Here is a 12,529-nt window from a genome sequence, read left to right on the forward strand (position 1 = left end):
ACCCCCCTCAAAGACGGCGGCGAGGAATACCTCGACTCCGAGAAGTACCAGCTCAAACCCCGCGACTGGACCCGCGCCGAGACAGCGGGCATCGCGCCCCTCGTCACCCGCCTCAACACCGTCCGGCGCAGCAGTCCGGCCCTGCGGCAGTTGCGCGATCTCCACTTCCACCACGCCGACCAGGACTCGGTGATCGCCTACAGCAAGCGGAGCGGATCGAACACGGTTCTGGTGGTCGTCAACCTCGACCCCCACCACACCCAGGAGGCCACGGTCTCGTTGGACATGCCGCAACTCGGCCTGAACTGGCACGAGTCGGTGCCGGTGCGCGACGAGCTCACCGGTGAAACCTTCAACTGGGGCAGGGCCAACTATGTGCGCCTGGAACCGGGTCGACGACCTGCGCATATCTTCACGGTTCTGCGACCGTCCCCGCGGATCGGAGGGTCACCCACAACATGATCGTCAACGAACCCGTCCAGGACACCTTCGAGGACACGCCTGCCAAGGACCGGGACCCCGACTGGTTCAAACGGGCCGTCTTCTACGAGGTCCTGGTGCGTTCCTTCCAGGACAGCAACGGTGACGGCATCGGCGACCTCAAGGGTCTGACCGCGAAGCTCGACTATCTGCAGTGGCTCGGTGTCGACTGCCTCTGGCTGCCGCCCTTCTTCAAGTCCCCGCTGCGGGACGGCGGTTACGACGTCTCCGACTACACCGCCGTCCTCCCCGAGTTCGGTGACCTCGCCGACTTCGTGGACTTCGTCGACGCCGCCCACCAGCGCGGCATGCGCGTGATCATCGACTTCGTCATGAACCACACCAGCGACCAGCACCCGTGGTTCCAGGAGTCGCGCAAGGACCCCGACGGGCCGTACGGCGACTACTACGTCTGGGCGGACGACGACAAGCAGTACCAGGACGCGCGGATCATCTTCGTCGACACCGAGGCCTCCAACTGGACCTACGACCCGGTCCGCAAGCAGTACTTCTGGCACCGCTTCTTCTCCCACCAGCCGGATCTCAACTACGAGAACCCGGCCGTCCAGGAGGAGATCCTCTCCGCGCTGCGGTTCTGGCTGGACCTGGGCATCGACGGCTTCCGGCTGGACGCGGTGCCGTACCTCTACCAGCGCGAGGGCACCAACTGCGAGAACCTGCCCGCCACCCACGACTTCCTGAAGCGGGTGCGCAAGGAGATCGACACCCAGTACCCGGACACCGTGCTGCTGGCGGAGGCGAACCAGTGGCCGGAGGACGTCGTCGACTACTTCGGCGACTACCGCAGCGGCGGCGACGAGTGCCACATGGCGTTCCACTTCCCCGTGATGCCGCGGATCTTCATGGCGGTGCGCCGGGAGTCCCGCTACCCCGTCTCGGAAATCCTCGCGAAGACCCCGGCGATTCCGTCCGGCTGCCAGTGGGGCATCTTCCTGCGCAACCACGACGAGCTCACCCTCGAAATGGTCACCGACGAGGAACGCGACTACATGTGGGCCGAGTACGCGAAAGACCCGCGGATGCGCGCCAACATCGGCATCCGCAGGCGGCTCGCCACCCTCCTCGACAACGACCGCAACCAGATCGAGCTGTTCACCGCCCTGCTGCTGTCCCTCCCCGGCTCGCCGATCCTCTACTACGGCGACGAGATCGGCATGGGCGACAACATCTGGCTCGGCGACCGGGACGCGGTGCGCACGCCGATGCAGTGGACGCCGGACCGCAACGCCGGTTTCTCGTCCTGCGACCCGGGGCGCCTGTACCTGCCGGCGATCATGGACCCCGTCTACGGCTACCAGGTCACCAACGTCGAGGCGTCGATGTCCTCCCCGTCCTCGCTGCTGCACTGGACGCGCCGGATGATCGAGATCCGCAAGCAGAATCCTGCCTTCGGACTGGGGTCCTATACCGAGCTGCAGTCGTCGAACGCGGCGGTGATCGCGTTCCTGCGGGAGTACGAGGACGACCTCGTCCTCTGTGTGCACAACTTCTCCCGGTTCGCCCAGCCCACCGAGCTGGATCTGCGGCGCTTCAACGGCCGGCATCCGGTGGAGCTGTTCGGCGGGGTGCGGTTCCCGGCCATCGGCGAGCTGCCGTACCTGCTGACCCTGGCGGGGCACGGCTTCTACTGGTTCCGGCTGCGCGCGGACGGGTGACCGGAACCCGGCATAGTCCACCCCGGGCGGCGGCGGTTTCCTCCGGCCCGCCCGGGGCACGCATCACTAACGCCCCCGACGACCGGGGAAAGGACGTACCCGCCATGGCGGAAACGGTCACCCCCTCCACGCCCCCTCTCCTCGCCTCGCTCGATCCCCTCCTGCGCGAATGGCTGCCCCGGCAGCGCTGGTTCGCGGGCAAGGGCACTCCGGTCACCGGCTTCGCCACGGTGGCCGAGACCGAACTCCTGCCGTCGGACAGCAGGCTGGGCCTGCACCATCTGCTGGTCCGCGCCGAGCAGCCGCCCGCCCCCGCCGAGGCCGGCGACTGCTACCAGCTCCTCATAGGCGTGCGCGAGGCGCTGCCGCCCCGGCTGGCGCCCGCGCTGATCGGCCACGTGACCGACGGCCCGCTGGCCGGACACACGGTGTACGACGCCCTGTACGACCCCCGGCCCGCCGAGGTGCTCCTGGAGGCCCTGCGCACCCGGGCCCGCATCGGCGGCCTGTTCTTCGAACGCGACCCCGGTCCGGAGATACGCGACGGGCTGGTGGCCCGGCTCCTGACCGCCGAGCAGTCCAACTCCTCGGTCGTCTACGGAGATACGTTCATCCTGAAGCTCCTGCGGCGCGTCGTGCCCGGCGTCAACCCCGACCTGGAGATACCCCTGGCCCTGGCCCGCGAGGGCTGCGCCCGGGTGCCCGCCCCGACGGCGTGGCTGCGGGCCGAGCTCGCCGGGGAGTCGTACGTCCTGGCCGTCCTCCAGCCCTTCGTACGCGGCGCGACCGACGGCTGGGAGCTGGCCCTGCGCGAGCTGGCCAAGGGCGAGGACTTCGCGGCGGACGCCCGGGCGCTGGGGCGGGCCACCGCCGAGGTGCACACCGCGCTGGCCCGGGCGCTGCCGACCGTCACCCTCGGGCACAGCCAGCTGGAGTCGATGGTCGCGGGCATGACCGAGCGGCTGGCGGCGGCCGTCCAGGCGGTGCCGGCGTTGCGGCCGTACGAGGACGGGCTGCGCTCGGCCTACGAGGCGCTGGCCGGCCTGGCCGCCGAGGGCCGCACCTGGACCGCCCAGCGGGTGCACGGCGATCTGCACCTGGGGCAGTGCCTGCGCTCGCCGTCCGGGGAGTGGTCCCTGATCGACTTCGAGGGCGAGCCGGCCCGCCCGCTGGCCGAGCGCCGGATGCCGCAGCCGCCGGTGCGCGACATCGCCGGCATGCTGCGCTCCTTCGACTACGCGGCCCACTCGGTGACCCCGCCGGCCCGCGCCTGGGCACATCTGTGCCGGGCGGCCTACTGCTCCGGGTACGCCGAGATCGCCGGCGTCGACCCCCGCACCGACCCCGTGCTGCTGCGGGCCTACGAGACCGACAAGGCCGTCTACGAGGTCGTCTACGAGGCCCGGCACCGCCCCGACTGGCTTCCCGTGCCCCTCTCGGCCGTCCACCGCCTCGCCACCTCCGACTCGACCTGATCACCGGGAGACCCGTCCGTGACCTCCAAGAAGTCCGTATCCGTAGCCGCCGACGACCGTGCGCGGCTGCTGCACGGCACGCATCACGACCCGCACTCCGTCCTGGGCGCGCATCCGGTCCCGGACGGCGGGGTCGCCGTGCGGGTGTTCCGCCCGTACGCCCGCGCGGTGACGGTGGTCGCCGGCCGGGATCTGCGGGCCGGCCTGCACGACGACGGCGACGGCTTCTTCTCCGTCCTGCTCCCCCTCTCCGACGTGCCGGTCTACCGGCTGCTGGTGGAGTACGACGGCACGGTCCATGAGACCGAGGACGCGTACCGCTTCCTGCCCACCCTGGGCGATCTGGACCTGCATCTGCTCGGCGAGGGCCGGCACGAGCGGCTGTGGGAGGCGCTCGGCGCGCATCCCACGACCCACCAGGGCGTGCCCGGCACCCGTTTCTCGGTGTGGGCGCCGAACGCGCGGGGCGTCCGGCTGGCCGGGGGGTTCAACTTCTGGGACGGCACCGGGTATCCGATGCGCTCGCTCGGCTCCTCGGGGATCTGGGAGCTGTTCGTGCCGGGCATCGGCGCGGGCGAGCTGTACAAGTTCGACATCACCCGCCCGGACGGCTCGCACACCCTGCGCGCCGACCCGCTGGCCCGTCGTACCGAGGTCCCGCCCAGCACGTCGTCGATCGTCCACGCGTCCTACCACGAGTGGACCGACGAGGAGTGGATGACCCACCGGGCCGACACCCCCGTGCACGAGGCCCCCTTCTCGGTCTACGAGGTGCACCTGCCGTCCTGGCGCCCCGGCCTGACCTACCGCGAACTGGCCGACCAGCTCCCGGACTACGTCCGTGACCTGGGCTTCACGCATGTCGAGCTGATGCCGGTCGCCGAGCACCCCTTCGGCGGCTCCTGGGGCTACCAGGTCACCGGCTTCTACGCGCCGACGGCCCGCCTCGGCACCCCCGACGACTTCAAGTACCTGGTCGACGCCCTGCACCGGGCCGGCATCGGGGTGCTGATGGACTGGGTGCCGGCGCACTTCCCGCGGGACGACTGGGCGCTGGCGGAGTTCGACGGGCGGCCGCTGTACGAGCACTCGGACCCGCTGCGGGCCGCCCATCCCGACTGGGGCACCCTGGAGTTCGACTTCGGGCGCCGGGAGGTGCGCAACTTCCTGGTGGCGAACGCGCTGTACTGGTGCGAGGAGTTCCACATAGACGGGCTCCGGGTGGACGCGGTCGCCTCGATGCTCTACCTCGACTACTCGCGCGAGCCGGGCCAGTGGACGCCGAACGAGCACGGCGGCCGGGAGAACCTGGACGCGGTGGCGTTCCTCCAGGAGATGAACGCGACGGTCTACCGGCGGATGCCGGGCGTGGTGACGATCGCCGAGGAGTCGACGGCCTGGGAGGGCGTGACCCGCCCCACCGACACCGGGGGTCTCGGGTTCGGCCTGAAGTGGAACATGGGCTGGATGCACGACTCGCTGGAGTACATGTCCCACGAGCCGGTCCACCGCAGGTACCACCACCACGAGATGACCTTCTCGATGGTGTACGCGTACAGCGAGAACTACGTGCTGCCCATCTCCCACGACGAGGTCGTGCACGGCAAGCGCTCGCTGGTCTCCAAGATGCCCGGCGACTGGTGGCAGCAGCGCGCCAACCTCCGCGCCTACCTGGGCTTCATGTGGGCCCACCCCGGCAAGCAGCTCCTCTTCATGGGCCAGGAGTTCGCCCAGGGCGCGGAGTGGTCGGAGGCGCACGGCCCGGACTGGTGGCTGCTGGATCCGGCCTACGGCGCCGAGGCCGACCACCGGGGCGTCCGCGACCTGGTCCGCGACCTCAACACCGTCTACCGCGCCGCCCCGGCCCTGTGGCAGCGGGACACCTCGCCCGCCGGCTTCCAGTGGATCGCGGGCGACGCGGCCGAGGACAACGTCTTCGCGTTCCTGAGGTACGACGCCGAGGGCACCCCGCTGCTCGCGGTCTCCAACCTCGCCCCCGTGGTCCGCTCCGACTACCGCCTGGGCGTCCCGGACGAGATCCCCGCCTGGCACGAGACCCTCAACACGGACGCGGCCCAGTACGGCGGCAGCGGTGTCACCAACCCCGACCCGGTCAAGCCGGAGCCGCAGGGCAGCCATGGCCGCCCCGCGAGCATCCGCCTGACCCTGCCTCCGCTGGCTACGGTGTGGCTGCGGCCTGCCTGAGCCCGGCCGGCAGGCCGCCGGTGTGCAGTACGCCCAGTCGCTGGGTGGCGCGGGTGAGGGCCACGTACAGGTCGCTGGTGCCGTAGCGGCCCGGTTCGACCACCAGGACCGAGTCGAACTCCAGGCCCTTGGCCTGGCGCGGGTCCAGGAGCACGACTGTCTGCGTCAGGTCGGGTTCGGCGCCGGCCGTGACGCCGGGCAGGCGGCCGGCGAGGGTGCGGTGGAGATCGCGTGGGGCGATCACCGCCAGGCGGCCCTCGGCGGGGGTGAGTTCGGCCACCGCCTTCTCCACGGCGCCGGGAAGGTCGTCGTAGGCCTGCCGGATCCACGGACGTACGCCGGTGGAGCGGACCGAGCTCGGGGGCTCGAAGTCCGGGTTCTCGGCACGGACCACGGCCGCGGCGAGGTCCATGATCTCGGACGGGGTGCGGTAGTTGACGCCGAGACGGGTGTGGTCCCAGCGGTCCTCGACATACGGTTCGAGGATCTCCGCCCAGGAGCCCACGCCCGCCGCCTCCGCGGTCTGGGCGGGGTCGCCGACCAGGGTCATGGAGCGGGTCGGGCTGCGCCGCATCAGCAGCCGCCAGGCCATCGGCGACAGCTCCTGTGCCTCGTCGACGATGATGTGCCCGAAGGCCCAGGTGCGGTCGGCGGCGGCCCGATCGGCCGCGCTGCGGAAGTCCTCCTCCTCCTGGCGCTCGGCGAAGCGTTCGGCATCGATGATGTCGTGCGCGGACAGGACCTCCGAGGCTTCGGGATCGCTGTCCTCCTTGTCGTCGAACTCGTAGGTCCGGGAGGCGTAGGAGACGTCGAGGACGCCCTGCGCATAGGCGATCTGGGTCTCGCGCTCGCGTTCGGCGCGGGCCCGGGCGACGCGCTCGTCGACGCCCAGCAGCTCGGCCGCCTCGTCGAGGAGGGGGACGTCCGAGACCGTCCAGGACCGGGTGACCGGGCGGCGGACCGCGGCCGCGTCCTCCGCGCCGAGATACCCCTCGGGGGCGGCGAGGAAGTCGGCGACCAGGCGCTGCGGGGTCAGCCGCGGCCACAGCTGGTCGACGGCGGACCAGACCTCGGGGTTCTCGGCGAGTTCGTCGCGGATCTGGGTGATGTCGGAGGCGTCCAGCAGGCTGCTGCCGTCGAAGGGGTCGGTGCCGACCCGCTCGGCGTACAGCTCGGTGAGGGTGTTGAGGATGTGACCCTCGAAGTGCTCGCGGGCCACGTTGTGCGGGAGCCCGGCGGCACGGGTGCGCTCGCGGGCCATGTTGACCAGGCCGTCGTCGAGCATCAGCACCTCGCGGTCGTGCTCGATGGTGACCACCGGGTCGGGCAGTGCCTGCCGGTCGCGTACGGCGGCGGCGAGTACGTCGGCCATGCCGGCGCGGCCCTTCACGGCGGCCGCCTCCGGGGTGTCGGCCGCCGTGGCCTTCACTCCGGGGTAGAGCTCGCCGACCGTCGCCAGCAGCACGCCGGTCTCGCCGAGCGAGGGCAGCACCTCGCCGATGTAGCCGAGGAAGGCGGGGTTGGGGCCGACGATGAGCACGGCCCGCTTGGCGAGCAGTTCCCGGTGTTCGTAGAGGAGATAGGCGGCCCGGTGCAGCGCGACCGCGGTCTTGCCCGTCCCCGGCCCGCCCTCGACCACCAGAACCCCCCGATGGGGCGCGCGGATGATCTCGTCCTGTTCCGCCTGGATGGTCTGCACGATGTCGTTCATCCGGCCGGTGCGGGCCGAGTTGAGGGCGGCGAGCAGCACCGCGTCGCCGGACGGGTCCTCGTGGCCGGTGCGCTCCTGGTCGCCCAGGTCGAGGATCTCGTCGTGCAGGGAGACGACCCGGCGGCCGTCGATGGCGATGTGCCGGCGGCGGCGCAGGCCCATCGGGGTGTGGCCGGTGGCCAGGTAGAAGGGGCGGGCGACCGCGGCGCGCCAGTCGATGAGGACCGGGGTGCGCTCGGCGTCGTTCCGGCGCAGTCCGATCCGGCCGATGTGATGCTTCGTGCCGGAGACCAGGTCGATCCGGCCGAAGCAGAGGGAGCCGTCCACGGCGTTCAGCGCGGCGAGCAGCCCGGACCGCTCGGCGACCAGGATGTCCCGCTCCAGTCGGGCCTGCATCGGCTTGTCGCCGAGGGCGAGGGCGTCCGCGACCGAGTCCTCGGTGTCGCCGCGCAGCGCGTCCACCCGTGCGTACAGTCCGTCGATGAATTCCTGCTCGTGCCGCAATTCATCGTCCGGATATTCGGTGTTTGACAATTCCGCTCCCGCCCGGATATACTGTGCCCACTGAACTTCTTCGCGACTGAACCGATTTCATCATCGACTTGAAGTCACGAACTCTTGAATATACGCAAAGAAATCCCCCGAGCGCAATTGCTCGGGGGATTCTTCGTATAACCGGTCGGTTCAGAGCAGCACGTCGGACAGCTCCTCCAGGAGCCGTCGCTTGGGCCGGGCGCCCACCATCGACTTCACCGGCTCGCCGTCCCGGAACACCATGAACGTCGGCATCGACAGCACCTTGTAGGCGTTCGTCGTCTCCGGGTTGTGGTCCACGTCCAGCTGGACCACCTTCAGCCGCTCGCCCTCCTCCGCCGCGAGGGCCGTGAGCACCGGCGCCATCTGCCGGCACGGCGGGCACCAGTCGGCGGTGAACTCCACCAGCACCGGCCCGTCCGCCCCGATCACCTCCGCCGCGAAGTCCGCGTCCGTCACCTCGGCCACACCCGCCGCCTTGGTCATCCGCCATCCCCTCCCAGCTCGCACACCGGTTCCGGACCACCCGGAACCCGCGCCTCGGCCGCCAGCTCGTCCCTCGCACGCTCGGCCCGCCCCAACTGGGCCCCGACCTCGGCCCGCACGGCCTGCAACTCGCCGATGAGCGAGTCCAGCTCCGCCAGCTTGCGCCGGTAGACCGCGAGCGACGCCGGACAGGTGTCGCCCTCCGGGTGCCCGGCCCGCAGGCACTCCACGAACGGCCGGGTCTCCTCCAGTTCGAACCCGAAGTCCTGGAGCGTCCGGATCTGCGTGAGCAGCTTCAGATCGCTCTCGTCGTAGGTCCGGTGGCCGTTGCCGGATCGCCGCGCGGGCAGCAGCCCGCGCGCCTCGTAGTACCGCAGGGTGCGTGTGGTGGTACCGGCCCGTGCGGCCAGCTCGCCGATTCGCATGTCTACGACGGTAGGACTTGACGCCGACGTCAAGGCAAGCTCGGCTGCACCCCGGCGGATTCCTCGACCTCCAGCAGGGAGGCGCTGTGCCGCTCCTCCTCGAAGGCCCGGCGCCCGCCGCGCAGCCCGAACAGCCGCTTGGTGAGGGCGATGTAGAGCACCGCGAGGATGTTCAGCACCAGGGTGGCGATCTTCAGATAGCTGACCTTCTCGGTGAGTTCGTAGATTTCCAGCGGCAGGAAGGCGGCGGTGGCGACCACCGTCAGGTACTCCGCCCACCGCTTGGCGTACCAGAGGCCGCCCGCCTCGACGAGTTCGATCAGCGCGTACGCCAGCAGCAGCGCGGCCACCAGCAGCAGCGTGGAGTGCTTGTAGCCGAAGGCCTTCTGTATGGAGCCGACGACCGGTGAGTGGTCGAGGTCGTAGTGGAAGTGCTTGAAGACCGGCCGGAAGGTGTCCAGGTACTCGTTGAAGAGCCTGCGCACCGCGTCCTGGCTGTTGCTGAACTTCCACACCGCGACCGCGACCAGCACGATGAACACCCCGCGCACGGCCCGCTCGATCGCCAGGAACCGCAGGATGAACAGGTCCCGCAGCACCTTCCCGCGCGGCACCAGCGGGGCGTCCGCCGCCGGGCCCGAGCCGTGCGGCTCGCCGAGCGCGAAGTCGCCGCAGCGCAGACAGCGCCAGGCCTCCCCGACCGCGGTCTGGGTGTGCAGCCGCACCCGCAGCCGCGGGTCGTCGGGGGCGTAGGTCACATGCCCCTTGCGCGCGCAGTGCCGACGGTCCCAGTCGATCTTCATCCCCCGTGCCTCCATGCCAGGAATGCCAACGTGCCGTTCCGGTTGGCCCGGAGCGGCACGTTAGTGGATACGGCCGACAAGCGGCGGTGAGGGGTCAGCGCACCCCGCTGCCCACCGGCTCCCGTTCCTCGGCCGGAGCCTCGGCCTCGGCCTTCTCGTGTCCCGGCAGCAGTACCGCCACCAGCACGGTCCCGATGCCCAGGATCACCGCGCCGACCAGGCTGGTGTGGGCCACCGCGGAGGCGAAGGAGGAGCCGACGGCGTCCGCCATCTGCCGGGCGCCCTCGGCCAGTTGCTGTGCCTGCGCCTTCAACTGGGCCGCCTGCTGCGGGTCGGTGGCCTGCGCGGCCCGGGCGGCCGTCCGCCTGGCCTGCTCGCCGATGCCCTGGGCGACCGCGTAACCGGCGCCGACCGAGTCCTGGGCGGTGGCCAGCGCGCTCGCGGGCAGCTTGCCGCCGCTGGTGGCGTCCGTGAGGTGGCTGCCGTAGGACGTGGCGAGCAGCGAGCCGAGGATGGCGATGCCGAGGGAGCCGCCCAGCTCCAGCGAGGTGTCGTTGACGGCGCCGCCGACGCCCAGTTCGGACTCCGGGAAGGCCCCCATGATCGCGTCCGTGCAGGGCGAGAGCGCCAGGCCGATGGCCAGGCCGAGGATGATCAGGGGCGCCACGAAGTCCCCGTACCCCGAGGCGGCGTCCACCCGGGTGAGCAGGGCGAGCGCGGTGGTCCCGCCGACCATCCCTGCCGTGACCGTCCACTTCATGCCGACGCGCGGGGTGAGCCAGCCGGTCAGGGCCGAGCCGGCGAAGACCGCACCGGCCAGCGGGAGCATGCGGACGCCGGTGCCGAGGGCGTCGTAGCCGAGGACGAACTGGAGGTGCTGGGTGAGGTAGTAGAAGGCGCCGAAGACGGCCAGGAAGAACAGGGCGACGGCGAGGTTGGAGCCGGCGAAGCGGCGGTGGGCGAAGCGGCGGACGTCCAGGACCGGGTGCGGGTGGCGCAGCTCCCACAGGACGAAGGCGACGAGGCCGGCGCCCGCGGCCACGGCCGCGGTGACCGCCTTGACGCCCCAGCCGAAGTGCGGACCCTCGATGATCATGTAGACCAGCGAGCCGGTCCAGAGCACGGAGAGCAGCCCGCCGACGTAGTCGATGCGGTGGTGGTGACCGGCCTTGCTCGGCGGCACGAGGACCAGCGCACCGACGATCGCGACGGCCGCGATCGGCACGTTGATGAGGAAGGTCGAGGACCAGCCGTGGTCGCGCAGCAGGGCACCGGCGACCACCGGTCCGGCGGCGATGGCGAGCCCGGCGGTGGCGGTCCACAGGGTGATGGCCTTCGCCCGCTCGTGGCGCGGGAAGGTGGCGGCCAGCAGGGAGAGGGTGGCCGGCATGATCAGCGCGGCGCCGGTGCCCATCACGGCACGGGCCGCGATCACGGTCGCGGCGCTGTCGGCGAGATACCCGAAGACGGCCCCGCCCCCGAACACGACCAGACCCAGGATCAGCGCCCCGCGGCGGCTGTACTTGTCGCCGATCGCGCCGAGCAGCAGCATCAGGGCGGCGTACGGCACGGTGTAGCCGTCGATGACCCACTGCAGGTCGGCGCTGCTGAGCCCGAGGTCGGTGGTCATGTCGGGCGCGGCCACCGTGAGGGCGGTGTTGGCCATCACGATGATCAGCAGGCTCAGGCAGAGCACCAGCAGTGCCCACCAGCGGCGCGGATACGGCCGCTCCGTCGTCCCGACCGGTTCCTTCATGACGAGTCGCATGGCAGGGATCGCCTTCCTCACGCGTCTGATGCCGTCTGATGCGTACGACTGAACTTGCACAGTGACGTGCAATTGCACAACCATGTGCAATGTAGGGGATCTGCACACCACTGTGCAAACGGAGGAGGTGAAGCCCTTGCGGAGAGACGGTGAGCCCTGCTGCGGGCCAGGCAGAATGGCAGCCATGACCACGGGTAACCCCTCCCGCGCCGACGTGAACCGGCGCCGCATCCTCGACGTCGCCCTCGCCGAGCTGCTGCGTGACCCCGACGCCTCGATGGACCAGATCGCACGCGCGGCAGGGGTCGTACGGCGGACCGTGTACGGCCATTTCCCGAGCCGGGAGGCGCTGATCGGCACGCTGGTCGACGGCGCGGTGGAGGCGCTGGTGGCAGCCGACGCGGGGGCCCGCCGGGAGACGGCGAACCCGGCGGAGGCGGTGGCCCGGTCGGTGCTCGCCATCTGGGAGATCGCCGACCGCTACCGGCTGCTGGTCGGCCTCGCCCAGCGCACGGTCACCATGCGGGGCATCCGCGACCGGCTGGCCCCCCTGCGCGAGAAGAAGGCGGAGCTGCTGCAGCGCGGCCTCGACGAGGGCGACTTCAGCTCACCGCTGCCGGCGCCGGCCCTGGCGTACGTGCATGAGCAGCTGCTGTTCGCGGTGATGGAGGCGGTCAACGACGGCCTCCTCGACGCGAAGGAGGCGGGCCGCTCCGCCGCGGTCAGCGCACTGACGGCAGCGGGCGTGCCCGCCTCCAGGGCCACCGCACTGGTGGCCGAGTTGAGCGAGTAACCCGGGTACGGCTCCGGGCGGCTGAGCGGGGGGGAGTTGTCAGCCGCCCGGAGGCTTTGGCCGGACGTGCGGCCCCGGTTGTGGCGGGGCGCGGCGTCCCGGGCCGAAGGGGCGGGGGCGGAGCCCCCCACGCCCCGGGCGCGGGGCGGGTGCCAGGGCGCCCCCCCCCCGAG

Annotated in this window: 10 protein-coding genes; 5 read left to right on the forward strand and 5 right to left on the reverse strand. The window is 71.1% G+C overall.

Annotated elements, in window-relative coordinates; all coding sequences use genetic code 11:
* From ACFWXC_RS52570 to glgB, 4 genes are all read left to right on the forward strand, one after another.
* Positions 1 to 462 (forward strand): alpha-glucosidase C-terminal domain-containing protein (locus ACFWXC_RS52570; protein ID WP_384491398.1); only part of this gene is annotated, 462 nt, incomplete at its 5' end.
* Positions 459 to 2,156, forward strand: coding sequence for a maltose alpha-D-glucosyltransferase (gene treS, locus ACFWXC_RS52575; RefSeq protein ID WP_384491400.1), 1,698 nt, complete (start codon positions 459 to 461; stop codon positions 2,154 to 2,156). The genes ACFWXC_RS52570 and treS, both read left to right, overlap by 4 nt.
* A 104-nt stretch (positions 2,157 to 2,260) precedes the next feature.
* Complete coding sequence (locus tag ACFWXC_RS52580; protein ID WP_384491402.1) at positions 2,261 to 3,631, forward strand: maltokinase; 1,371 nt, start codon at positions 2,261 to 2,263, stop codon at positions 3,629 to 3,631.
* Between the two features lie 18 nt (positions 3,632 to 3,649).
* The gene (gene glgB, locus ACFWXC_RS52585) at positions 3,650 to 5,836 is read left to right on the forward strand and encodes a 1,4-alpha-glucan branching enzyme (RefSeq protein ID WP_384491404.1); all 2,187 of its coding nucleotides are present in this window, start codon (positions 3,650 to 3,652) and stop codon (positions 5,834 to 5,836) included.
* Here glgB and ACFWXC_RS52590 read toward each other — a convergent pair.
* The 5 genes from ACFWXC_RS52590 to ACFWXC_RS52610 form a co-directional block, all read right to left on the reverse strand.
* A complete protein-coding gene (locus ACFWXC_RS52590; RefSeq protein WP_384491406.1) occupies positions 5,811 to 8,081 on the reverse strand; it encodes a HelD family protein in 2,271 nt (756 codons plus the stop codon). The two genes, glgB and ACFWXC_RS52590, sit on opposite strands and share 26 nt — an antisense overlap.
* 150 nt (positions 8,082 to 8,231) lie before the next feature.
* Positions 8,232 to 8,549: a thioredoxin gene (gene trxA, locus ACFWXC_RS52595; protein ID WP_351710643.1), complete on the reverse strand. Its 318-nt coding sequence runs from the start codon at positions 8,547 to 8,549 to the stop codon at positions 8,232 to 8,234.
* Positions 8,550 to 8,563: 14 nt separating this feature from the next.
* Complete coding sequence (locus tag ACFWXC_RS52600) at positions 8,564 to 8,992, reverse strand: MerR family transcriptional regulator (protein ID WP_384491408.1); 429 nt, start codon at positions 8,990 to 8,992, stop codon at positions 8,564 to 8,566.
* Positions 8,993 to 9,021: 29 nt separating this feature from the next.
* Positions 9,022 to 9,795, reverse strand: coding sequence for a DUF2127 domain-containing protein (locus ACFWXC_RS52605; protein WP_384491410.1), 774 nt, complete (start codon positions 9,793 to 9,795; stop codon positions 9,022 to 9,024).
* A 94-nt stretch (positions 9,796 to 9,889) separates the two neighbouring features.
* Positions 9,890 to 11,563 (reverse strand): MFS transporter, encoded by a 1,674-nt coding sequence (locus ACFWXC_RS52610; protein WP_384491412.1) that lies wholly within the window; start codon positions 11,561 to 11,563, stop codon positions 9,890 to 9,892.
* A gap of 175 nt (positions 11,564 to 11,738) precedes the next feature.
* On the opposite strand from ACFWXC_RS52610, the gene ACFWXC_RS52615 reads away from it, so the two are divergent.
* Positions 11,739 to 12,356 (forward strand): TetR/AcrR family transcriptional regulator, encoded by a 618-nt coding sequence (locus tag ACFWXC_RS52615; protein ID WP_384491414.1) that lies wholly within the window; start codon positions 11,739 to 11,741, stop codon positions 12,354 to 12,356.
* The last annotated feature ends 173 nt before the right edge of the window (positions 12,357 to 12,529 follow it).

It is taken from the genome of Streptomyces sp. NPDC058683 (assembly GCF_042716195.1).
Taxonomy (GTDB): domain Bacteria; phylum Actinomycetota; class Actinomycetes; order Streptomycetales; family Streptomycetaceae; genus Streptomyces.

Coding starts and splice junctions, on each gene's coding strand:
- treS (WP_384491400.1), top strand. CDS start 459: ATGATCGTCAACGAACCCGTCCAGGACACCTTCGAGGACACGCCTGCC.
- ACFWXC_RS52615 (WP_384491414.1), top strand. CDS start 11,739: ATGGCAGCCATGACCACGGGTAACCCCTCCCGCGCCGACGTGAACCGG.
- ACFWXC_RS52580 (WP_384491402.1), top strand. CDS start 2,261: ATGGCGGAAACGGTCACCCCCTCCACGCCCCCTCTCCTCGCCTCGCTC.
- ACFWXC_RS52605 (WP_384491410.1), bottom strand. CDS start 9,795: ATGAAGATCGACTGGGACCGTCGGCACTGCGCGCGCAAGGGGCATGTG.
- ACFWXC_RS52600 (WP_384491408.1), bottom strand. CDS start 8,992: ATGCGAATCGGCGAGCTGGCCGCACGGGCCGGTACCACCACACGCACC.
- ACFWXC_RS52610 (WP_384491412.1), bottom strand. CDS start 11,563: ATGCGACTCGTCATGAAGGAACCGGTCGGGACGACGGAGCGGCCGTAT.